Here is a 23,543-nt window from a genome sequence, read left to right as displayed (position 1 = left end):
TCAGTACCGTCCATGTGAGTCACGCGTCGCTATGCCGCTTCGTAGAAGCATCGTGCGGATCGTTGTTGCGTCGAAATTGAGCTGCGCGCCGACACTCGCAAGCGAGAGGCCAGACTCATAGAGGCGTGCGGCCATGTCGACTTCGCTCGGGCTCATGCCCTTCGGTCGTTTCGGCGTGCCCGTCCTATCGAGTACCTCGCTGACCGTGACGCGATGAATACTGTGCTTCGTCGCGATCGCTTTCATCGTCTGCCCTGCCTGGTACTCGGCCACAATGGCCCGCTCCGTTTCAGTAGGCAAGTGCTTCCCTTTACGCCCCGATCGCGGAGGGCGCGGCACGCGTCGCGGCGCTGCACCTCTGATCTGACCTCGGGCCTCTGCCACCAGGCCATCGAGTTGGCGGACTGTCTCGTCTTGATTGCAGTAAGTCCGTAGGAGCTCCACCACTCTGACACTCTTTTGGATACGGTGTCGTTTAGTTATCTTTCTCAGCAAGCTCGGTTTTCCGCGTGATCTTTCCTCGCCCTTCATGTCTTGTCCCGAGCCGTTACTGTTCCCAAAGGCTGGAGATCGGCAGAGCCCAGAGCTTATCGCCAAAGGGTTGCGAACGTCTCCCGGTGTGTAAAAGCACACTTGCTTGGAACCACTCGCCGACTTTGTTGCGGATACACCGGAGAGTAGCTGTGGACTCGCCTAAGCACACGGCCTGCCTCGCCCCCCGGTCAGTTCTGAACTGCCCATGTCGAGGTCATACCTGCCTAATGAGAGTTCTAGACGTTCACCCAAACGTCGCTCCGTCGCGCAGCACTCTTGTCGGCAGCTGCCGAGCTACTGGTGTCACTCACAACGCCCCCTAGCTCACGCACCAGCTTTGCCCGCAGATGTCAGAAGAAAACCTGGCTACGGCGGCTGCAGCCCTGTGGGGCACGGCCCACGGGAGCGCGCAACTCGTCGCGGGCGGACACCTCACTTCAGAGGCCGCCTTAAAAGCGCTGCGCCTAACAGCCTTAATCTTCCACCAAGCGAGTTCTCTTCACCCGTGAGCCCGCACATGCGCCACTTTGAAAACCAAGAGCCTCGCAAACCTCAGGACGACGCACTGTGGCGACTATCGACACCCTTAGGGTCTGATTGCCTATAGTGTGCGACACACACTATAGTGTTAAGCATGAGTTCCGATGAGGCGTTCGAGACGCACCTGCAGGAAGTGCGGCGCGGTACCATCGTGCTGGCGTGCCTTCGGTTGTTGCAACAACCTGGTTATGGATACGGGCTCCTCGAGAATCTGGCGCGCTTTGGCTTCTTTACCGACACGAACACCCTTTACCCTTTGCTACGCCGCCTCGAAAAACAGGGCTACCTGGTCAGCGAGTGGAACACAGACCAGTCCCGACCTCGCAAGTTCTATCGCACCTCACCCGCCGGAAGAGCTCTTGACCGCGAGCTGACCGACGAATGGGCGGCCTTGAGCGCCGCTATCGCTTCCCTCCCGAACCCAAAGGAGCCGCAATGACATCGACGTTGACAGAACGCTACATTTTCGCGGTGACAAACGGCCTTCCTGCATTGTCCCAGGAAGACGTTCGACAAGAACTGGTCGCCTCCATCGCCGACGAGATTGACACTCGCGTGGAGGCGGGAGAATCGCACGAGGGCGCCGAGCGCGCCACATTGATGGATCTCGGAGACCCACGGCGACTCGCGGCGGATTTCGCCGACAAACCTCTCTACCTCATTGGGCCTCGCTACTACCTGCTGTGGCGGCGCCTATTGAGACTCCTGCTGTGGATCGTACCGACGTGTGCCGTCGCCGTCATCGCTATCGCTAAACTCATCGAAGATGCTCCTATCGGGGACCTCATTGCCACGGTTATATCGGTTGCGATTGGCAGCGTCATCAACGTGATTTTCTGGACCACACTCGCTTTTGCAGTCGCGGAGCGCGCCGGCGCTGAAGCCAAAGTGACATGGGATCCAGATTCTCTGCCAGAGCCGCAGGAAAACGGAGCCAGTGTCGTTGACCTAGCGGGTTCTCTTATCTTTGTAACGCTAGCCGCAGGCGCGCTTCTCTGGGATCACTTTATAGGACTCGTTTTTCTCGGCGGGGATCACTTCGATGCGAGCACAGGGGTAAGAGAACAAACCAACCATTTCTCAGTGCTAAATCCTCAGTTGTGGCCCTGGTGGATCACTGCACTCTTTTTTCTTCTTGCGGTGGATGCGGTCGTCGCCATCATGGTCTACCGCAGTCGCGGATGGAGCAAGGGTCTCGCCGCGGCGGACACCATCACTACCCTCCTCTTCACCGGGGAAGCTCTCTATCTGCTTATCACTGGAGCACTGGTGAATCCGGAGCTCATCGACCTTCTCGTCTCGCGCCCAGAGATCGACGCGACAGTGCCTCACATTATGGGCACGATTGCAGGAGCGATCATTGTGGGGATTGGTGTCATCAGCATCTTCAGCGTGTGGAACAAAGCGCTACATGCCGCTGGGATTCAATACGCGCCGCGCTAATCACCTTGGTAGTATCACCGCATGGGAGCCAAGCGTCTGGTAGCAGCAGGAGTCCTTGGTGCGGCAACTCTTGGGGCATGGGTGGCTCATGCTTCGAAGACCTGGGGCGCAACGCCGACCGAACAAGACATGGAGTTGCCCGGAGATTCTCATATTCCAGCAGTGCAGCTCGTTGCAACTCATGGCATCACGATCGACTCGCCTCCCGAAGACATCTGGCCGTGGCTTTTGCAGATAGGTCAGGACCGGGGAGGATTCTATTCCTATGAGGCTCTCGAAAACGCCATCGGTTGCGATATTGAGGGGATAAACGAGATTCGACCCGAGTGGCAGTCTCGCAACGTTGGTGATGTTGTTCGATTGGCTCCCGAGGTTGAGCTAATCGTTGGCGAGGTGATTCCAGGTCAAGCGCTGGCGTTCGTTGAGGACCAGACAAAAGAGGGTCCCGGTAAAGGATTCCCTGATTCGTTCTCGTGGGCGTTCGTTTTGGTGCCCGTCGGAGACAGACGGACCCGCTTGCTTACGAGAGAAAGATACAACTGGGGTGAGACACTCCATCCTCTCCTGCGCGTGGTGCCCATCGCGAGTTGCATCATGACCGACAAATTGCTTCGGACAATCAAGTCATTGTCGACGGCGGACCTGGTTTAGTTCACCCGCGTGCTAGCTACCGTATTTCGGTGTTACGACACGGTCGGTGCGTATACGCGAACTGGCTCGGATTTTTGCACCGAACGCCACGAACTAAAGAACGCGGCAACCACCAGGTCTCCGCATTGGGTCGAAGTACTCATGTACCTAAGAGACCTACTTGTTCGACCACTAGGGCTTGGGGTATCGGGCCAGCCGTCCCCAGCAGGCCAAGATTCCCCGTCCTTGTGGAGCTTCCTAGCGAGGCAATCACCGGTATAGAAGACACTCATCTGACCTTCTGGGGGAATAGCAACCGTCAACGAAAACAAAGTTGCGATGACGACCCTGGCGCGAATCAATGGCGCACTAGGAAGGTTCTACTGGGGCGTAGTCAGGTACTTCCATCCCCTGATTATCAAGGCATCTATGACGCATGCGGTTGCCCCCCAAAAAAAGTAGGGGCGCAGCCTCAGACTTGGGTGCTCAACGCCTTGCGACCGGGGCGCTCTCTGGATGCTCCGCAAACGGTCTCAGCAACAGTTCGTCTACCAACGCCGATTAATCCAGTGAAACGATCAGGACTTCAAGTTCTATCGCGTTCCACCCGCGTCTCGTCCCAGACCGGCTCATTGCTCTCATAGACGGTTCCGTCTGAGCCAAAGACCAGGTATCGGTCGAAGTCGCGCGCAAACCAGCGGTCGTGAGTGACAGCAAGCACGGTTCCATCGAATGCTTCGAGAGCATGTTGCAGGGCCTCAGCGGAGACAAGGTCAAGGTTGTCGGTGGGTTCATCGAGAAGAAGCATTGTCGCACCGCTCAGTTCCAGAAGCAGAACCTGAAATCTTGCCTGCTGTCCTCCCGAGAGAGTGTCGAAGCGTTGCTCTGCAGCCCTCGCTAGCTCGTAGCGCGCCAGTGCTCGGCTCGCCTCCTCACGCGGCATACCCTGGCGATGCTCATCGCCTCGGTGGAGAATCTCAAGAAGCGTCTTGCCCTCAAGGTCAGGGCGCGAGCGGTTCTGAACGAAATAGCCCGGGCGAACTCGGGCGCCAAGCTTAGCGAGTCCCGAGTGTCTCACCGGTTCGATGCTGACTTCGCTCACCGGTTCATGTTCGATCTCAGGATCGGAACCACCGGCAGTCAAAAGGCGGAGAAAATGAGACTTTCCCGAACCATTCGAACCAAGCACGGCCACTCTGTCCCCATACCACGCCTCGAAATCAAAGGGCTTCATCAGACCAGTGAGTTCAAGGTTGGTGCAGGAAAGCGCACGTTTACCCGTTCGTCCTCCTCGTAATCGCATTTGAAGACTTTGGTCGCGGGGTTGGTCTTCCGGCGGCCCAGCCTCTTCGAATCTGGCAAGACGGGTCTGCGCGGCGCGATAGCGGGACGCCATGGAGTCGTTGTAAGCGGCCTTCTCCTTATACATCTGCACGAGCTGACGTAGCTTCGTATGCTCCTCATCCCAGCGGCGACGGAGTTCATCAAGGCGCGCAAAACGACTCTCTCTCGCCTCGTGATACGTCTCAAAACTGCCAACGTGTGTCCACGCTGTGTTTCCCGCAGCACCAAGTTCCAGAGTGACAACAGAGGTAGCGGTTTGGGCGAGGAGTTCCCTGTCATGGCTGACGTAGAGGATGCCCTTGTCAGTCAGTTGCAGCTGTTCCTCGAGCCAACGTTTGCCGGGAACGTCAAGGGAGTTGTCTGGCTCATCAAGAAGAAGTAGGCCATCGGGACCACGCAGCACAGCCTCAAGTGCCAAACGTTTCTGTTCGCCACCGGATAACGTCGTGAGTGGGCGGTCTTTGCATTGGTCATATGGGACGCCGAGGGCAGAGGTAGTGCAGGTGTCCCAGAGCACTTCGGTATCGTAGCCACCAACGTCGCCCCATACGGTGATCGCAGAGGCAAAAGCCATCTGAGCCTTAGTGGTGCCATTCGACTCCATCCTCGCCTCGGTCTCCGCTAACTTTGTAGCGGCCGAGCGGATTGCCGGCGGCGCGATGGACAGAAGAAGTTCGTGGACGGTGCCCCCGGTGACAAACTGGCGCATTACGCCCAGGGAACCATCGATGGTGACGGAACCAGATTCAGGGCTGAGCTCGCCAATGATGATCTTGAGCAGGGTTGACTTTCCGGCTCCGTTGGCGCCGATCAAAGCAACCCTCTCCCCTGCTCCAACACGCAGGGAGACATCACGCAGAAGCGGACGGCCGTCTGGCAGAGTGTATGAAACTGAAGAGACATCAAGATGGGGCACCAGATGACGGTATCAAACTCGGCAAAGCTCGCGCTCAACTATGAATAGACCTTCTGTCGTCCCGAGTTGGCTAGGTAGTCAAGTCGGGATAGCGGCGTGGCTAGATCACGCCCTTCTCAGGGACTCTTCTATCGCCGCCCGGGGAGTTTCGTACTGGAACTCGAAGCCGGTGTTCTTGAGGACAGCCGGACGCACGTCAGCATCTGAGAGAAGCAGGGAATCGGCCGGGTCCCGGCCCAGGACCGCCCTTATGAGAGGTCCCGGTGTCTTGAACCAGTAGGGGCGTTTCAAGGTTTTAGCAATGGTTCGCCCTATATCGTTCTCGCTAGCTCTGGTCGGGCCGCTCAGGTTCACAGGTCCTTCAATGTCGCTGGCAATGACGTGCTTGATAGCGCGTATCTCGTCCTCTAACGAGATCCAAGGCCAGATCTGTGTGCCCTTACCCAGAGGACCGCCTAGCCCCAGCTTCGTCAGTGTAATCATTGGCTTAAGCACACCGTCCAGGTCGAGCACCGGAGCGGTTCGAAGTAGCGCTACTCGGGTGTAGGGAGAGGCAGCGACCGCCGCCTTTTCCCACTCCACGCATAACTTCGCGAGGAATGTTCGCCCCGGTCTACTGTCCTCTGTCAATATCTCGTCTGGTCGATCACCGTAAAAACCGACTGCTGAAGCGGAGATAAGGGCTGGAGCCTCATCGCCTAGATCGCGGATTGCCGTTGCAAGGATTCTGGTGGGTCGAATCCGTGAAGTACGCAGTGTCTGGCGGTACTGTTTGGTCCACGGCAGCTTGCCGATACTCGCACCATTTAGGTTGACGACCGCTTGAGCGCCTGCAAGCTCAGCAGAACTGATCTCTCCCCTATCGGGGTTCCACTCAATTTCATCTGTGGTCAGTGGAGGGTGTCGGACAAGGGTTTTGACTGTAGCGCCATCCGACCGCAAGGACTTCACCAGTGCGGTGCCAATAAGGCCAGACGCGCCAGAGACAATGATTGTTGATGCGACCATTTGTACCTCCCACCAAGTCAGCAACTCGCACCCTGAGTTGCCACTAAGCCTCTTTCGACAACTCTAGTTTGGTCCTGTTACTGCCCGACGGATCAGCTTTACTATCTCTTCAAACACAAGCACAATCACTCCCGCTCCAATAGCCAATGCCCATTGCGCGGGTGCAATTGAAGTCGTTCCGAAGGCGCTCTGTAATACCGGAACCTCAACGACGATTATCTGTGCCACCGTCGCGAAAGCCAGAGAAATCCACAACCAACGGTTCGTGAACAGGTGGTGGAAGGCGCTGGCCTTATCGGACCTGGAGTTCAGTGCATTGAACAACTGCATGAACACCAGGGCGGTAAACATGGTGGTTCGTGCAGCATCTAGCTGCTTGTCGACCGGACTCAGGTGCTCCATGCCACTCACCAGACCACCCGGCAGGTTGATGTCCATGACAAAGAGCGACAAGATCCCCATTACCAGACCGATGCCGATGATCCGCGACCACATGTGGGAGTCAATGATCCTGACTTTGATGTCCCTTGGCGGTCTTGCCATCACGTCATCAATCTCGGGATCGACTCCCATTGCTAGGGCCGGACCTGAGTCAGTAACCAGGTTGATCCACAGAATCTGTGTTGCGAGTAATGGCACCACGGCGGCACCGGGGTTCGCAGGATTGGCAAGACCGATCACTCCAGCGAGGACAACCCCCAAGAACACAGTCGCGACCTCGCCCATGTTCGATGAGAGCAGGTAGCGGATGAACTTAGTGATGTTCTCGAAGATCACACGACCCTGACGAACTGCCGCAACGATAGTGGCATAGTTGTCGTCGCCCAGGATCATCTCGGCCGCTTCCTTGGTCACCTCTGTGCCGGTGATCCCCATCGCAACGCCGATATCCGAACTTTTGAGCGCGGGCGCGTCGTTCACCCCGTCTCCCGTCATCGAAACGACGTTCCCGTTTGCCTGGAGCGCATCAACAATCCGGAGCTTGTGCTCAGGCGAGACTCGGGCATAGACGCGAGTTCGTTTCACAACTTCGGAAAGTTCCTCGTCGTTCATTTCCTCAATCTGTGCCCCGGTAATCGCAACGACGTCCCCGTCCCCGTCAGCGATCCCTAAGTCGGTGGCGATTCGCGAAGCTGTGACCGGATGGTCGCCGGTAATCATTACCGTTGCAATTCCAGCGGCGTGAGCATCGCGGATTGCCTCAGCGGCCTCGCTACGGGGCGGGTCGATTATTGCCACTATCGCTAGAAACACCAGATCACGTTCAGGATTTTCCCCAAGCGAACCTGAACCTGTCTCTTCGGGTGTGGCCGCACGCGCAGCCACCCCGAGCGTGCGATATCCCTGTTCACTAAGACGGGTGACAGTCTGCTGAAGCTCCTCGCGCCGCAGATCAGTGAGCGGCCTGATTTCGGAGCCAACGCGCTCCGCAACGCTGTCTTCGATTAGCAGGTCGGGAGCCCCCTTTGCGTATAGCTTCTCCCCACCCGCGCGGCCCTCAGCCAAGACGGACATCATCTTGCGTTCGGAGTCGAACGGGGCCTCTGCCCTGCGTTCGTAGCTATCCAGTTCGTCGTTTGCCCCCGGAACTTTGCGTAGCGCGACCAAGAATGCGGCCTCCGTCGGATCTCCGACAATCTCCCACTCACCACCTCGCTGCAATAGCTGTGCATTATTCGCGATAGAACCGGCCAACAGAGCATCCCGGGCCTCGTCCAGCACCGTCGCCTCGTCTCCCGAGATCACGGTTGAGGTCCCTATAGGCGAATATCCAACTCCCGACAGCTCCATTCGACCTGAGCCGGTCACCACCTCTTTTAGGGTCATTTCGTTGCGTGTCAGTGTCCCGGTCTTGTCCGAACAGATCACGGAGACGGAACCCAGTGTTTCAACCGAGTCGAGGTTCTTCATCACCGCGTTCCGTCTCGCCATCTTTCGCACTCCAATTGCGAGTACGAGGGAAAGGATGGCGGGCAGTCCTTCCGGAACCGCAGCAACCGCGAGCGACACACCCAGAAGGAGGATTTGCACGGCCTCCTCGGTTGAGTGAACCCCATTTATCAGTGCAATAGCGGCCATCACCACGAGGGCGATGAGGATAACCAAAATACCCAGTGTCTTGGATATCTTCGCGATTTCTATCTGCAGTGGGGAAGGTTCACGCTCCGTTTCGTCAAGTAGTGTGGCAACTGCTCCGACCTGGGTCTTCATCCCGGTCGACGTGACTATCGCTCGACCTACTCCCCGGGTAACGGCAGTTCCGCGGAAAACCATATCGGTGCGATCTCCGAGAGTCACGAGCTTCGTCAGAGTCTCGGGGTTCTTCTCGACCGGTTCGGATTCGCCGGTAAGGGACGCCTCCTCAACTCGTAGCGCACTGGCGGAAACTAAACGTGCGTCCGCCCCGACCGCATCACCCTCACTCAAGACCAAGATGTCGCCCGGAACAAGTTCGGCAGAGGCAACGGTAACCATCTCCCCTTCACGAAGCACCGTCGAGGAGGACGCCGTCATGTCCGCGAGCGCCGCCACAGCGTCCGCCGCTTGGTTCTCTTGAACAAACCCAATTACCGCGTTCGCGATAACGATCAACAGTATGACAGTCGCGTCTATCGGGACGCCGCTGGCCCCCTCAAACACCCAGGCCGCAAGGGATATTGCTATAGCAACCAGCAGCAGGTAGACGAGGGGATCGGCGAACTGCCGCAAGAATCGCTTCCAGCCGGGCTCAGCCTCTTTTGAACGGAGTTCATTAGAGCCAAATCTTTCAAGACGCTCAGAGACCTCAGATTGACTTAGCCCGATCTGCGGGTCGACGTCGAAATCTTTCGCGACCTCGGAAACGCTTAGCAGAGACGGGTCAGTTACGGCCTGAAGATCAGTCATGGCAGCAATCCTATGGGAGCACCACCCACCTGGAACATGGGCTTGACGATACCGCTATCCAGTGGCTATTGAGACAACCGGGGCCTCACGTCGGCCAAAAGACCACACCAGACTACGTTTCTGCCGTATCCTCGGCACATGGGTTCTTCCGACTCGGATGCTGGGGACTCTCTGCCTCGTGTGTATTCACTGTTTGAGTCTCCGCTCTCAGACGACGCCATCATCGAGAAGCTGCTCCTTCGAATCGAGTCGATTCTTGGCGCGCAACCACGAGAGACTTTCTCTGCGGGAACTCGTCTTACCTCAAGCGGTCAGGTCGTCGAGGACATAACCCTCATCCTCTCCGGACGCGTGGCACTGATGCACCAAACGCCCAGTGGCAACGAGATTGTGATGCACGAGGAGTCCACGGGTCGAATCATCGGTTTGATGGCGGTGAGCGAGGGACGCAGAGCTCTTTTGGATGCCGTCACCACAACCCAGGTGCGGGCGGTGCAGCTGACGGTGGAGCAGCTCAATAGCGCAACCCAAGGAAATGCAGAGATCAGTCAGCTGGTTGCAACACTGTTTATCCGTTCCCTTGACCGACGGTTACGACGGGCCGAGGAACTTCACATCGATAACGCGGAGCTTTCGAAGCAGTTGGAGGTAGAAAGAAAAAATCTGGCGAATGCCCTCTCCAATCTTAAGGAAGCCCGAACTGAACTAATGGCACAGGAGCGCCTTGCCTCGCTCGGTTCGCTTTCGGCAGGAGTTGCTCACGAACTAAACAACCCGGTGGCTGCAATCGAAAGGGTTAGTGAGTACCTGGTCCATGATGTAATCGCACTTCTTGAGACCGCCCCGGACAAGAAATGGGCCAAATTAGCGATGTCGGCATTAACCGACGGGCTGGAATCAAAGGCTCTTTCGTCACGCCAGGAACGTGCCATGCGCAAAGAGTTCACCGAGGTCACGGGAGACGAATCGTTGGCCATGAGACTCGCCCTCGGGGGCATTCGAGACACAAAGTTGGCGCGCAAGGCAGCAAAGGGAGCAGGAATCGAAATTGACAGTGTTCTGCAGGCCGCATCGATAGGGGCAGGACTTCGCAACCTCGGCTCAGCCTCCGAGCGCATTACCGATTTGGTCTCCTCTCTTCGTTCTTACGCCCGCCCAGACGGTGACAAAATCACCGAGGTCAGTATCCATCAGAGCCTCGAAGACTCGATCCGCCTTCTGCCTCACAAACTTTCCGCAATTCGGATTACTCGCGATTACGACGATGCCCCCACCGTCATGGGATATCACGGGCAACTCGCGCAGGTCTGGACCAACCTGGTCACCAATGCGGCCGAGGCGATTACGGACGCGACGGAAGATACCGAAACCACGAAGGAGTACCTCGGCACCATAACCATCCGGACTCGTAGTCCACGCTCAGGTTGGGTTCGAGTTCAGATACTCGACGACGGGCCAGGAATTCCATCAGATGTTCTCCCTCGCATTTTCGAACCACGGTTCACAACAAAATCCGGTCAGGTGCGTTTCGGCATGGGAATTGGTCTGAGTGTCTCACGAACCATAATTGGCAGGCATTATGGAACCATGCGGATTGACACCGGAGAATCAGGAACAACAGTCACCGTCGACATTCCGACAGAGGCACCTAAGGAGCAGCAATGAAACTCTCAATCGTGATTCTTGAGGATGAGCCGGAGGTTCGGGCGGCTCTAGAGCGAGACCTGATGACCTTGGCTCCCACGGTCCGGATTGAACCGGCAGAGGATGTTTCCGATGCCGAGACCGTTATCGAAGAGATCCAAGATGACGATGATGCCTTCGCCCTGATCCTTTGTGATCATCGTCTTCCGGGCACTACCGGAATCGACTTCATGATTGAACTGGCTAAAAAGGAGGCTACGGCCGATACCCGCAAGGTCTTAATCACCGGCCAGGCGGATCTTCAAGACACCATTCGTGCCGTCAACGATGCCCACATTGACCACTTCATTGCGAAGCCGTGGAACGCGGATGATCTACTACACACCGTACGAAACGAGTTAACCGAGTACGTCATCGCCAAGAAAATCAATCCCTTGCGCTACCTGCAGGTCCTCAATCAGGTCCGAGCACTCGACGCCTTCCAGGAGTTCGCTGAGTCTGATTAGGCAACTCACAACCCTATTGACCTGATCGAGGTGCTTATCGGGCCGCTGGGGGCATAGGCTATGCGTGGCCCCAATCCAACGCGAGACGGGAGCGCTACATGACCCCCGAGCAGTCACCAGAGGTTACGCGCCTAATCGAACTAATCCAGGACACCCTGGCTCACAATGACCTTGCCGGCGTCGCAGACGAGTTGAAACCTCAGCAGACAGAGAAGCTCGTCGATGCCCTGGAACGCCTCGGCGCCAAGGATCGAGCTATCGCGTATCGACTGCTCCCCAAACAGACCGCGCTTGAAGTCTTCGAGGACTTTGACCCATCTATTCAAGGCGAGTTGGTCAACTCACTGCGGGACGTTGAAGTTGCGGCCATATTCGAAGAACTCGAGCCTGACGACCGTGTTTGGCTGCTCGATGAGCTCCCAGCGAGCGTGGCCCCCAAGCTGCTCCACGGACTCTCTTTGGAGGATCGTCGGCTTACTGCCTCCGTGCTCGGCTACCCGAAGGACTCCATTGGACGTCGTATGAGTCCCGAATACGTGGCCTGCCGAGAGGGAGCTACGGTCGGTCAGGCAATGGACCGGGTCAGAGCCAGAATGGATGATGCCGAGACCATCTACACTCTTCCGGTTCTGGATGATTCCCGCCACGTGGTTGGAGTTGTTAGCCTTCGTGATCTGCTTCGTGAGGACCCCGACACCCCGATAGCAGATGTCCTTTCGCCCACGCACGTCGCGGAAGCAACCGAGGACGCGGAAGAAGCGGCTCGTCGCCTAGCCGAGCAGGGTTTGCTTGCAATGCCCATCACCGACAGCGAAGACCGTCTAGTGGGCATCCTGACGTTCGATGATGCCATGCGAATCATTGAGCACGAGGAGAGCGAGGACACCGCGCGTCAAGGTGGCGTGGAGCCTCTGCACAGACCGTACCTTTCGACCCCGACCTGGGCTATCGTCAAGTCCCGCATTGTCTGGCTCCTGGTACTTGCCGTCGGGGCGGTCCTCACCGTCCAGGTTCTGTCGACTGCGGAGGCCACTCTGGCTCAAGTTACGGTCCTGACGCTTTTCGTACCCCTACTGATTGGAACCGGAGGGAACACCGGCAACCAGGCGGCAACAACAGTCACCAGAGCGTTGGCCCTCGGTGACGTTGAACCCAAGGACATAATGAAAGTCCTAGGCAAGGAATTCGGTGTCGGGATGCTGCTCGGTGGCGCACTCGGAATCATCGGCTTCGCCGTCACCTCACTGATCTTCGAAGTGCAGATCGGGCTGATCATCGGCCTGACACTGCTCGCTATCTGTACCTGGGCGGCAACCATTGGCGGCATAATGCCACTGGTCGCAAGGGCGGTTCACGCCGATCCAGCAGTCTTCTCAAACCCGTTCATCACAACGTTCACAGACGCAACAGGACTGATCATCTACCTGGCAATCGCAAGGGCAATCCTGGGGATCTAGTACGGCAGCAAGGCTCGGCGCCTAGTTCGTAGAGAGCTGGAATGCGAAGTACCAGCAGACAAGAGCGATACAACTACCGATAATCTGCGATAGCCGACGTTCTCTGATACCCAGAACCAAGTTGATGAGGCTTAGTGCCATTAGGGTGGCGAAACAGAATTGTGTGAGAAATCCTGCAGCCGTCATGTCTTGGCCAGTTATTGTAGCGACCACTAAGGGGGTGAGTGCCCCGAGAACAATTGAGACAAGAACTTGAAGAAGTTGAACTTTCAGTGAGATCTTGCTGGGTCGGTCGCCTACACTCGCCGGCGTGGAGTTGTCAACCGGTGCCTCTATTCGGGCGGCCGGATCGTTAGGCATACCAAACACCTCCGCTAACGATGGGGACAAGTATTTCTGAGCGATACTCTCAATCTTCGCTCTCAACTGCCATGTTACGGGGCTGAGCTCCCAATATGTAGGACCGAAGCTGCGCGGGTACGTATAGCAATCAAACTGCTCAGACGATTGGTTCGACCGAGATTGTCCAGTCGTTTCCGTAGGCGATGTCGTTTTCTCTAGCAAAGCCGCCAAGGTTTGTCGCTACGGAGAGCATATTCAAAGAGTTGAAGTAGATCAGGGACTCCCCTGCCGCGACATCTGCAAAAACGTTTACATACGGCAGAATTTCGGAGTAAACCCGCTCATTGCCACGAGAAATTTCGACTCGATATCTCTCGCCAAGTTGCAGCCCGATTCCCGATGCGAGTTCTTGGTCAATATCGCTCCAAACGTTCCCGAACATAATGTCGAGGGCAGGAATGGTGCCGATCAGCTTTCCATCGCTAACCGAGGCGCGCTGGAAATCCAATGAGACCGGAGCCTCGTGGATGACCTTCCCCACATCCTCGAATGAAATCTTTCCGGAGGCCAACCTCGCGCCGGTAAATGCGTAGACATCGCGGCCGTGGAACGTATAGGGATTATGACCGCCCTGCCGACGATTCACTGCCTCATCGATCTCACGCATTTCGGTGACACCATAGCGATCAGCGATAAGGGTGAGAGTGCCGTTATCCGGCGTCACCACATAGTGTCCGCTACCTGTCTTGGCGACCACGGATTTACGCGAGGAACCTACCCCCGGATCAACCACGGAAACAAATACGGTGCCTTGGGGCCAATACTCGATGGTCTGATAGAGGCGGTATGCGCCATCCCAGATGGTGTAGGGCGGAATCTGATGAGTCAGATCATAGAGTTTGAGGTCTAGATCAACGCCGGAAGCGACGCCTTTCATCGCGGCTACCGCACCGTCGCGGGTTCCGAAGTCCGACTGGAAAACGACGATACCAACAACGTCTTTCGACCGATCCATTGACACTCCCAACTCGTATTTGTTCGTCCAAAGCCTAGAACACAGGTTAGTCCGCAGGAAGCAACATCCACCTGCAGGAAGCAAGGGTGTGTAGCTTCCCATCCATTCGTCGGATACCAGGGCGAAGACCCGTCTGGGTTTGGTATTTTGGCCTAGTTCGTGCTGCAACGCTGAAGCTCGGTAGCTGAGTTCGCACGGCGAGCACAGACAATCGGGTTCTGGACTGGACATGGCGCGGACCAGGAAGATCTAAGGAGACCCATGGCCATTTCACTGACACGATCTACAAAATCATTTGCCAAGCGTCTGGGAGTGGGAGCCATGGCTACCGTGGCCGCACTGTCCATGGCCGCATGTAGCAACGGTAGTAGCGGCTCCACATCCGAAGAGTCCGGGGAATCTGAGGACATTCAGGCCGTTGAGGCCGAAAACACCTCGGATGCTGACGCACTTCCAACCGTGGTTCCCGGCAAATTCACGGTAGCTACCGGTGAGCCTGCTTTCTCCCCTTGGGTTGAGAATGATGATCCCGCTTCCGGAGAGGGACTTGAGGCGGCGGTAGCCTATGCGGTTGCGGAACAGCTTGGCTTCGCACGTGAAAACGTGGTTTGGATCCGTACGCCTTTCGATACGGTCATCAGTCCCGGACCCAAGGACTTCGACGTAAACCTCCAACAGTTCTCGATCTCTGAGGAACGCTTGGAAGCCGTTGACTTCTCAAGTCCGTACTATGTGACCACTCAGGCTATCGTCAGTCTTGAGGGCAACGCCGGAGCCGATGCTAAGACACTCGCCGATCTCAAAGACGTGAAGTTCGGGGTTGCTGTCGGCTCGAACGGTGCCGCCGTTATCGAAGAGAAAGTCGCACCCAATCAAGAAATTGGTGTGTTCAACTCGAATGACGATGCGGTTGCTGCCCTTCAGGCAGGACAGATAGATGCAATCGTTACTGACCTCCCAACGGTCCTCTATCTGCAAGCAGCGGTGCTGGACAACGGCGTGGTTGTGGGACAGTTTGAGCCCGTAGAGGGAGACGGAGACGAGTTTGCCTTCCTCCTTCCTAAAGACTCCGGATTGACCGCTCCGGTAACCGCCGCAGTAGACGCCCTCCGTGCTGACGGCACACTCGATGCGCTCGCAGAGAAATGGATCGCCGAGGGCGCCGGCGCACCGGTCCTAAAGTAGATTCTGTATTCAACCGCTGAGAGGCGGCAGACGCGGATCTGTTCCGTTGTCGGCCGCCTCTCAGCGTTTTTGGACTGGTTCATCTACGCTTAGTTTGGCGATGGTAGAACCCCGGCAGTGAGAGATAGATGGTGAGTGAAGATAGGGCTGTGCGACCCACTCCAAGTCAAGTGGAGCTGGACCGCCGGACATTCCGCAAGAAACAGGACACACGATCCATTCTTATCTCGATAGTCTCAACCCTGATCTTTGCGGCAGTGCTGGGATTCCTGGTCGTGGGATCGCCTGGATGGGCAGTGGTTCAGGAAAAGTTCTTCAATTTCGAAATCGGCGCCGAGTTTTTCCCAAGGATATTGAAAGGATTGTGGCTCAACGTTCGAGTTCTGTTTTTCGCCGTTATCGGTGTCGCAATCTTCGGCTCATTGCTGGCAGTAGCGCGGACCCTCAAGGGCTCGGTCTTTACGCCAATCAGGCTGCTTGCCGCGGCCTACACGGATATCTTCCGCGGACTTCCGGTCATCTTGGTTTTGTATCTGGTTGGCTACGGCATCCCGGGATTACAGATTCTCCCCCGAATGCCGGAGGCTTTCTGGGGAACGATTGCGCTGATCCTCTGTTACTCGGCATACGTGAGTGAGGTTCTTCGCGCGGGAATTGAGGCGATACACCCCTCGCAACGCATGGCTGCTCGCTCTCTTGGCCTGACGTACTATCAGACGCTGCGCATGGTGGTGTTCCCCCAGGCGATTCGCAAGGTCACACCCGCTTTGATGAATGATTTCGTCTCGATGCAAAAGGACGTTGGGTTGATCTCGGTACTCGGCGCAGTCGATGCCATCCGTGCCGCTCAGATTGCCGCGGCGACCACCTACAACTCGACGCCATACGTTGTCGCAGGAATCCTGTTCATCCTATTTTCTTGGCCGTTTATTCGGCTGACGGACTGGTACACGGCTAGGACACAGAAGCGCGAGCAGGTCGGAGGCTTGGTATGACAGCCGTTCTCTCAGTCGATAATTTGCACAAGTGGTTCGGGGATAGCCATATCCTCAAAGGCGTAAACCTAGATGTTGACCAGCACGAGGCAGTCGTACTAATCGGAGCATCAGGATCCGGTAAATCAACACTACTTAAAACCGTGAACCTACTTGAGCGAGTTGATGACGGACAGATCTTGCTTGCGGGTGAGGACATCACTGACCCTTCGATTGATGCCGACCGGATTCGTGGTCGAATCGGAGTGGTCTTTCAGAACTACAATCTGTTCCCTCACATGAGCGTTCTGGACAACGTCACTCTGGCACTTCGGAAGGTCAAGAACATCCCCAAGGACGAAGCCGACAAGCGAGGAATGGAACTCCTCGAACGAATCGGTCTGGCAGATAAGGCACAAACCTACCCTGATCGCCTCTCTGGGGGCCAGCAACAGCGCGTTGCAATTGCTCGCGCGATCGCAACCGATCCGGAACTACTTTTGTTGGACGAGGTAACCTCAGCACTAGACCCCATGCTTGTGGGCGAAGTCCTAGATTTGGTACGTGAGCTCAAAGCCTCCGGTCAGGCGATCGTCATGGCAACTCATGAAATGGGGTTCGCCCGGCAGGTCGCAGACCGGGTCGCCTTCTTGCACGAGGGCGAACTAATCGAGATCGGTCCACCGGAGCAAATCTTTGATAGCCCGATGCGCCCCGAAACCAGGGAGTTCTTAGCGAAGCTTCCTGAGAACGTCCGCTAATCCAGCGCATGAGTTCCCCGTGTTTCGGGTGGTACTGCCGCGAACACGGACCATTCGACCATTTGCGCCTGGGACAACCCAGGGTCAACCGACGAGTGCCCGGCTTATTGCTTCAGGCCCGCTACTACTACGTGGTGGTGTACTTCGCTAGGGGCAATCGGGGGCTGTGTCCCCACAGCTTCTCAAGAGCATAAAAATCTCGGGCCTCTGGCAGCATCACGTGTATCAGCACGTCTCCCCCGTCAATGAGTACCCACTCGGATTCTTCACTGCCCTCGATGACCGAGTGGATGCCGAGTTCATCTCGCAACTTATCCGCCACTGCGTTCTGAACCGCACGCAAATGACGCGGATTATCCGCGGTAAGGACAAGGAACGCGTCCGCAAACGGGAGATGTTCGGTTACGTCGATTGCCACTGGGTCTTCTGCTAGTGCCTCAAGGGCGGCTTCGGTCGCAACTTCCAGAATCTGAGTTGATTCGGGCGAACGGGTCATTGGTCTCCTTCTTCATTGGACGTACCACTACGGTACAGCCGATGCTTGCTTATGTACTGCACGACACCATCGGGAACCAGATACCAGATCGGAGCGCCCTTGGCTACACGCTCACGAACGTCAGTAGATGAGATGGCCATGGCGGGAACCTCGACAAGCGAAACTGAGTCTTCAGAACCGTGACCGTCGATCTCAAGTTTGTGGCCCGGTCTAGAAACTCCGACGAAGTGAGCCGCACTCAGTACCTCGTCCGCGTTCTTCCAAGAAAAAATGTCCTTGAGCGCATCAGCTCCCGTAATGAAGAACCATTCGGCGTCGGGGTACTGGCGCCGTAGATCACGAAGCGTCTCGTAGGTATAGGTAACGCCACCGCGCTCAATATCAACTCGGGAAACGTTGAACCGATTGTTCGATGCGGTTGCGATAACTGTCATCAAGTAGCGGTCTTCGGCCGGGGCCGTCTGACGACCAACTTTGAAAGGCTGGGTAGCAGTTGGAACAAAGATCACCTCGTCCAAGTCGAAGTCATACATCACTTCGGAGGCGGCGACCAGGTGCCCATGGTGAATCGGGTCGAATGTGCCACCCATGATGCCGATACGGCGGCGCTTCATACTACTCACTCGTCTTCCTCATCGTCACCCCAGGTCGGGTCGGTCCACAGTCCCGCGGCGCCTTCTTCACGAAGTTCCACCCTCGCCGCTTCCTTCGCGTCCATCTGGTCCAGGTACGCTTCGCGGCGCTCTTTTCGACTGGGTCGAGGTGACTGCTCAAGACGCAGGTCCTGTCCGCGACTTCCAAGATGCTCAGCACCCGTTCCGATGCTCGGCTCCCAATCGAAGACAACACCGCCTTCAAGTGCTCCGATAACCACGGCATCTCCTGGCAATGCCCCAGCGGCCACCAGTTGGTCCTCTACCCCTGCAGCATTCAGTCGGTCCGCGAGGTATCCAACCGCTTCATCGTTGTTGAAGTCTGTCTGCTTGACCCAGAGCTCCGGCTTTCTGCCACGGATCTGGAACATTGTCTCGCCAGCGTGCTGAATCTTGCTGACTAAGACTTCCTCTCGCGGTGATCCCACAGGTCTAGGTTTGATGATCTCGCGCGGAGCCTCGGTCGGTGAAGTTGCAGCGCGTTGAGCCTCCACCACCCGTGCAAGCGCAAATGAGAGCTCTTTCAGCCCTTCGTGTGAGACGGCGGAAACCTCAAAGACATCGAGACCGCGCCCCTCAAGGTCGGCGCGGACCATGTCGGCCATTTCTCGACCATCTGGAATATCAATCTTGTTCAAAATGACAATTCGCTTGCGCTGTGCGAGCGGAACGTACCCTTCGAGTTCCCCGAGATCTCCCTGATATTCATCGAGTTCTTTCTCAATGGCATCTAGATCCCGAACCGGATCCCGGTCGACCTCAAAACTCGCGCAGTCAATTACGTGCGCAATAACTGCGCAGCGCTCAATATGGCGAAGGAAATCGAGTCCTAGTCCCTTTCCTTCGGAGGCACCCGGAATCAGGCCCGGGACATCGGCAATCGTGTACCTAATCGCGCCGGCCTCAACAACACCCAGGTTTGGGATCAGAGTGGTGAATGGGTAGTCGGCGATCTTCGGACGAGCCTTAGACATCGCGGCAATTAACGATGACTTTCCCGATGACGGGAATCCCACAAGCGCGACATCAGCGATCGACTTGAGTTCGAGGACGATTTGATCTTCCTCACCCGGTTCTCCAAGCAGAGCGAATCCGGGGGCCACCCGCGCCCTACTGGCCAGAGATGAGTTCCCAAGGCCACCTTTACCGCCACGAGCCACGACAATCTCAGAACCGGGCAACATGAGGTCAGCAAGTAGCTCGCCGGAGGAAGTCTTCACCACGGTGCCGGCAGGAACCAAAAGAACCAGGTCCTGCCCCTTCCTGCCAGGACGCCAATCTCCGGCGCCCTGAGTGCCCTTTTCTGCGGAATAACGAGGACGTCGATGATAGGTGAGGAGCGTTGTTTCCTGAGTTTCGGCACGGACAATAACGGACCCACCGTTTCCACCGTCTCCGCCGTCGGGACCTCCAAGCGGCTTGAACTTTTCTCGGTGCACTGAAACGCAACCGTTTCCACCGTCTCCCGCTTTGACGTCAATCTTCACGCGGTCAACAAAACTTGCCAACTGAGCATCTCCTTGTGTTGACTGCTTCGATAATAGAATCGGGGCACCCGCAACGCGAGTGCCCCAACAGATTCTCCCGCATTAGTCGGGAGATATCCATAAAGCTGTTAGTCCGCTACCACGCTAACCGCGCGACGGCCCCGGATGTTACCGAACTCCACCTCACCGCTCTTTAGAGCGAACAAGGTGTCATCCTTGCCTCGGCCAACATTTACGCCGGGGTGGTACTTGGTGCCTCGCTGACGCACCAGAATCTCGCCTGCATTTACCTTTTGGCCACCGAAACGCTTGATTCCGAGTCGCTGTGCATTAGAGTCGCGACCGTTACGTGAGGTGCCCTGGCCCTTCTTATGTGCCATCTCTATGTCTCCTTAAGCGTTGTAACCGAATCAGGCGATCTCGGTGATCTTTACGACCGAGAGCTTCTGGCGGTGTCCCTGACGCTTGCGGTAGCCGCTCTTGTTCTTGTACTTGACGATGCTGATTTTCGGGCCCTTGGCCTCGTCGTCAATAACTTCAGCCAAGACCTTTGTGGAAGCAAGCTTCTTAGCGTCGGTGGTGACCTTTTCGCCGTCACCAACCAGAACTGCCTCAAGTTCGACGGTCTCGCCAACCTCATTTGGCAACCTGTCCATGACGACCTTATCGCCCACAGCGACCTTTTCCTGACGGCCACCGGACTTCACGATTGCGTAGACCACGTTACTGCTCGCTTCTCATGTCTTAAATCTTTGGGAACCCTAACTTCGGCAAATGCTACTGACCGAAATCTTGAGTCCTGGGCGCGGGTTGCGCCGACTAGTAAATCTAACGGAATTTGCCCTGTTCAATCAAGGAGACAGGCCCGTTACTCCCACCTGTGGCCTGTGCGATTAGGCACTGTGTGGCGTAGGTTACGGCCGCTGTCGATATTCCCGCGAATCTCACGGGACTAATCCTCGAATAGAGCTCGGACTGCTTCGCGCGCGGACTCGTGCTTTTGTTCGGCCGAAACTACGTCTGTTTCTTTAGACGGAACCGACGCGGTTCGGACCGGAGGACTGCCTGCCGCACGCGTGACCACCCGCCGTGTCCCGCTTTTCGCCTTACGGCTCCGTTGCTCGTTTGAGGGTTCCGGAAGCGTAATCGCGGGAACGGGTTTCTCCGCCCGTGGTTCCTCGACCCTGACCGCGGGCTCGTCCCTGCTTCGATCGGGATCGGCAGCATCTACGTCCGTCTCGCCGGGCCTCGTAGCGGCGGCAATCGCGCTGAGGGCAGTACGAACTTTCTCCTCGCCCACATGGCTCTCAGTAACCGCTGGACTCGAATCGGCTTCTGCCTGGCGTCCGCGCGGCTTCCGTTCATCCCTGACGTCGCTACTGTCCGCCCTGCGTGAAGACTTCCCGTGGCCGTTCTGTGACCCGCCTAGTTCTACCGGATGGTCGTGGACGATAAAGCCTCTGCCTTCGCATTCATCGCAGGTGGTAGAGAACGCCTCAACCAGGCCCTCCCCAACCCGCTTCCGTGTCATCTGAACCAACCCGAGTGAGGTGATCTCAGTGACCTGATGACGAGTTCGATCACGTCCAAGACACTCGACCAGACGTCGAAGCACCAGTTCTCGGTTAGATTCGAGCACCATGTCGACAAAGTCGATGATGACGATGCCGCCGATGTCTCGCAGGCGTAGCTGGCGAACGATCTCTTCGGCCGCTTCAAGATTGTTTCGCGTGACGGTCTCTTCAAGGGTGCCGCCCGAACCAACGAACTTGCCGGTGTTCACGTCCACCACCGTCAGCGCTTCTGTTCGCTCAATGATCAGGGTGCCGCCCGAAGGAAGCCAAACCTTGCGATCCATTGCCTTCGCAAGTTGCTGGCTGACCTTCTTCGCCTCGAAGACGTCGTCCTTGCCGATCCAGTGCTCAAGGCGATCGGTCAGTTCCGGTGACAACTCGCTGACGTACTCGTGGACCTTGTTCCAGGTCTCGTCCCCCTGAACGATCAACTTGCTGAAGTCTTCGTTAAAGAGGTCGCGAACCACTCGAACTACCAGTTCCGGCTCACCTCGAAGCAGGACCGGCGCCTTCTTGGTGTTCTCGGCCTTCTTCTCGATGGACGCCCACTGTTTGGTGAGTCGTTCGACGTCATCGCGAAGTTGTTCTTCGCTCGCTCCCTCCGCCGCCGTGCGTACGATCACGCCGGCTCCCTCAGGAACGATCTCTTTCAGGAGCTTCTTGAGTCGATTCCTTTCGACATCGGGAAGCTTGCGGGAGATTCCGAGCATTGACGAGCCCGGGACAAACACCAAGTAGCGACCAGCAAGCGTGATCTGACTCGTGAGCCTTGCGCCCTTGTGGCCTATGGGGTCCTTGGTTACCTGCACCATTACGGTGTCTCCCGGGGAGAGGGCCGTCTCTATCCTCCGGGGTTTGCCCTCCATACCGAGTGCATCCCAGTTCACCTCTCCGGCATAGAGAACGGCGTTGCGGCCCCGACCGATGTCCACGAATGCGGCTTCCATAGAGGGCAACACGTTTTGTACACGACCAAGGTAGCTATTTCCAACTATTGACTGGGCGGTCCTGCGAGCGACAAAGTGCTCGACCAAAATGCCGTCCTCAAGTACGGCGATCTGGTCGGCGCCATCACGGTGGCGAACAACCATCTCCCGGTCAACTGCCTCACGACGCGCAAGGAACTCAGACTCGGTTATCGACTGTCGACGACGGCTCTCTCGCCTGCCCTCGCGCCGCCTCATTCTCTTTGCTTCAAGCCGCGTTGAACCCTTAAGTCCCTTTACCTGATCGGCTTCGGCACTCTCGATTTGAGAATCGCTATCAGTGCTTCGAGACCTTCGCCTACGTCTGCGTGTCGATGTGCCAGACTCCTCCCCTGATTCGGCTGACTCGGTGGAGCTAGTTGTGTCTGTGTCAACATCTCCGGCTTCGACTTTGGCAGAGTCGTCCGCTGGGGCGTCCTTTTCCTGCTTCTTCTTGCCGCCTTTGGACTTCTGTTGGCCCTTATCCGAAGCCGGGTCTTGTTTGCCCTCTTCACCCTTCGGCGAGTCCTTCTTGGTCCGCTTCGACTTCTGCTGATTCTTACCGCTACGTGCGCCCGAATCCTTATTCGCAGAATCCTTGTTGCTTAAATCAGCGTCCTCGGACGGGTTCGACGCGCCATTCCTACGCCCCGTTTCCTGACTATTTTTTCGATCTCGTTCACCCGATCTATCGGGTTTCGCCTCTTCCTGTTTCGTGGGAGGGGGTGCCTGAAACACCGGCGCGGTGAACTCAGGGGCTTGGAACAACAGTGCTGCCGCCGGTGCCGACTTGGCTTCCTCGGGCGCCTTGTCTTCAATATTCAAGATTCTCCAATGGGGTTCATCCTCCCCACACCGGGACGATGAGCCTTCTCAAGTTCTCACATATCGCCCCAGTGCAACGCACTTTGAGGCGCAAATTCTGCGGGCTTTGCACGTCTTCCTGTCCCGCTCGATTCTCGGTAGATCTAGACACTTCTAGATCTGTTCCAAGAATCGGGAACAGGATGTGCTCCGAGTGGTGTGGCTCGGCGCCCTGCTGAAGATTCTAGCGCACCGAGTGAAAGTATCCGTGAGGTCCCCGCCACGGACAGCGACAACGAGCTGCGACACGGGGAGTCGAATTAGGACTTAACATCTAGACTTCACATCCGAGATGTGCATAGCTATCCGCGCGATACGG

20 protein-coding genes and 1 pseudogene are annotated in these 23,543 nt (G+C 56.8%); 9 read left to right on the top strand and 12 right to left on the bottom strand.

What is annotated here, in order from left to right; all coding sequences use genetic code 11:
• On the bottom strand, positions 1-300 hold the full coding sequence (locus U6G28_08285) for a helix-turn-helix domain-containing protein (GenBank protein ID WRS29515.1): 300 nt from the start codon (positions 298-300) through the stop codon (positions 1-3).
• 868 nt (positions 301-1,168) lie between these two features.
• On the opposite strand from U6G28_08285, the gene U6G28_08280 reads away from it, so the two are divergent.
• Genes U6G28_08280 through U6G28_08270 form a run of 3 tightly spaced genes read left to right on the top strand, consistent with a single transcriptional unit; the run spans position 1,169 to position 3,168 of the window.
• Complete coding sequence (locus tag U6G28_08280) at positions 1,169-1,513, top strand: PadR family transcriptional regulator (protein ID WRS29514.1); 345 nt, start codon at positions 1,169-1,171, stop codon at positions 1,511-1,513.
• Positions 1,510-2,517: a hypothetical protein gene (locus tag U6G28_08275; GenBank protein ID WRS29513.1), complete on the top strand. Its 1,008-nt coding sequence runs from the start codon at positions 1,510-1,512 to the stop codon at positions 2,515-2,517. The genes U6G28_08280 and U6G28_08275 overlap by 4 nt, the downstream gene beginning before the upstream one ends.
• Positions 2,518-2,538: 21 nt before the next feature.
• A complete protein-coding gene (locus U6G28_08270) occupies positions 2,539-3,168 on the top strand; it encodes a hypothetical protein (protein WRS29512.1) in 630 nt (209 codons plus the stop codon).
• A 565-nt stretch (positions 3,169-3,733) separates the two neighbouring features.
• Here U6G28_08270 and U6G28_08265 read toward each other — a convergent pair.
• The 4 genes and pseudogenes from U6G28_08265 to U6G28_08250 all read right to left on the bottom strand — a co-directional run bounded on the left by U6G28_08265 (position 3,734) and on the right by U6G28_08250 (position 9,301).
• The gene (locus U6G28_08265; GenBank protein ID WRS31223.1) at positions 3,734-4,381 is read right to left on the bottom strand and encodes an ATP-binding cassette domain-containing protein; all 648 of its coding nucleotides are present in this window, start codon (positions 4,379-4,381) and stop codon (positions 3,734-3,736) included.
• A 231-nt stretch (positions 4,382-4,612) separates the two neighbouring features.
• Positions 4,613-5,407: pseudogene (locus U6G28_08260) on the bottom strand (ATP-binding cassette domain-containing protein).
• Positions 5,408-5,512: 105 nt separating this feature from the next.
• Complete coding sequence (locus U6G28_08255; protein WRS29511.1) at positions 5,513-6,415, bottom strand: TIGR01777 family oxidoreductase; 903 nt, start codon at positions 6,413-6,415, stop codon at positions 5,513-5,515.
• Positions 6,416-6,478: 63 nt separating this feature from the next.
• A complete protein-coding gene (locus tag U6G28_08250) occupies positions 6,479-9,301 on the bottom strand; it encodes a cation-translocating P-type ATPase (GenBank protein WRS29510.1) in 2,823 nt (940 codons plus the stop codon).
• A 138-nt stretch (positions 9,302-9,439) separates the two neighbouring features.
• Between U6G28_08250 and U6G28_08245 the strand changes: the two genes are divergently transcribed.
• From U6G28_08245 to mgtE, 3 genes are all read left to right on the top strand, one after another.
• The gene (locus U6G28_08245) at positions 9,440-10,966 is read left to right on the top strand and encodes an ATP-binding protein (GenBank protein ID WRS29509.1); all 1,527 of its coding nucleotides are present in this window, start codon (positions 9,440-9,442) and stop codon (positions 10,964-10,966) included.
• A complete protein-coding gene (locus U6G28_08240; protein WRS29508.1) occupies positions 10,963-11,451 on the top strand; it encodes a response regulator in 489 nt (162 codons plus the stop codon). Before U6G28_08245 ends, U6G28_08240 begins: the two co-directional genes overlap by 4 nt.
• 98 nt (positions 11,452-11,549) lie before the next feature.
• Complete coding sequence (gene mgtE, locus U6G28_08235; protein ID WRS29507.1) at positions 11,550-12,908, top strand: magnesium transporter; 1,359 nt, start codon at positions 11,550-11,552, stop codon at positions 12,906-12,908.
• 499 nt (positions 12,909-13,407) lie between these two features.
• On the opposite strand, the gene U6G28_08230 is transcribed toward mgtE, so the two are convergent.
• Positions 13,408-14,265 carry an SAM-dependent chlorinase/fluorinase gene (locus U6G28_08230; protein WRS29506.1) on the bottom strand — a complete coding sequence of 286 codons (858 nt, stop codon included), beginning with the start codon at positions 14,263-14,265 and terminating at the stop codon, positions 13,408-13,410.
• 261 nt (positions 14,266-14,526) lie between these two features.
• On the opposite strand from U6G28_08230, the gene U6G28_08225 reads away from it, so the two are divergent.
• From U6G28_08225 to U6G28_08215, 3 genes are all read left to right on the top strand, one after another.
• Entirely contained in the window at positions 14,527-15,450 is a 924-nt protein-coding gene (locus U6G28_08225) for a transporter substrate-binding domain-containing protein (GenBank protein WRS29505.1), read from the top strand.
• Positions 15,451-15,578: 128 nt separating this feature from the next.
• On the top strand, positions 15,579-16,445 hold the full coding sequence (locus U6G28_08220; GenBank protein WRS29504.1) for an amino acid ABC transporter permease: 867 nt from the start codon (positions 15,579-15,581) through the stop codon (positions 16,443-16,445).
• On the top strand, positions 16,442-17,185 hold the full coding sequence (locus U6G28_08215) for an amino acid ABC transporter ATP-binding protein (protein WRS29503.1): 744 nt from the start codon (positions 16,442-16,444) through the stop codon (positions 17,183-17,185). The genes U6G28_08220 and U6G28_08215 overlap by 4 nt, the downstream gene beginning before the upstream one ends.
• Before the next feature lie 127 nt (positions 17,186-17,312).
• Here the strand turns inward: U6G28_08215 and rsfS are convergent, their stop codons facing one another.
• The 6 genes from rsfS to U6G28_08185 all read right to left on the bottom strand — a co-directional run bounded on the left by rsfS (position 17,313) and on the right by U6G28_08185 (position 23,185).
• Positions 17,313-17,681, bottom strand: coding sequence for a ribosome silencing factor (rsfS, locus tag U6G28_08210; protein WRS29502.1), 369 nt, complete (start codon positions 17,679-17,681; stop codon positions 17,313-17,315).
• Complete coding sequence (gene nadD / locus U6G28_08205; protein WRS31222.1) at positions 17,678-18,295, bottom strand: nicotinate-nucleotide adenylyltransferase; 618 nt, start codon at positions 18,293-18,295, stop codon at positions 17,678-17,680. The genes rsfS and nadD overlap by 4 nt, the downstream gene beginning before the upstream one ends.
• A 5-nt stretch (positions 18,296-18,300) precedes the next feature.
• Positions 18,301-19,842: a GTPase ObgE gene (gene obgE, locus U6G28_08200; protein ID WRS29501.1), complete on the bottom strand. Its 1,542-nt coding sequence runs from the start codon at positions 19,840-19,842 to the stop codon at positions 18,301-18,303.
• A gap of 107 nt (positions 19,843-19,949) precedes the next feature.
• Complete coding sequence (gene rpmA, locus U6G28_08195) at positions 19,950-20,201, bottom strand: 50S ribosomal protein L27 (protein ID WRS29500.1); 252 nt, start codon at positions 20,199-20,201, stop codon at positions 19,950-19,952.
• 30 nt (positions 20,202-20,231) lie between these two features.
• The gene (gene rplU, locus U6G28_08190; protein ID WRS29499.1) at positions 20,232-20,543 is read right to left on the bottom strand and encodes a 50S ribosomal protein L21; all 312 of its coding nucleotides are present in this window, start codon (positions 20,541-20,543) and stop codon (positions 20,232-20,234) included.
• A gap of 230 nt (positions 20,544-20,773) precedes the next feature.
• Complete coding sequence (locus tag U6G28_08185) at positions 20,774-23,185, bottom strand: Rne/Rng family ribonuclease (protein ID WRS29498.1); 2,412 nt, start codon at positions 23,183-23,185, stop codon at positions 20,774-20,776.
• Between the last annotated feature and the right edge of the window lie 358 nt (positions 23,186-23,543).

Source organism: Actinomycetaceae bacterium MB13-C1-2 (assembly GCA_035621235.1).
Taxonomy (GTDB): Bacteria; Actinomycetota; Actinomycetes; order Actinomycetales; family Actinomycetaceae; genus Scrofimicrobium.
The sequence above is the reverse complement of the archived record's forward strand: the minus strand, read 5'-3'. Positions and strand labels throughout refer to the sequence as shown.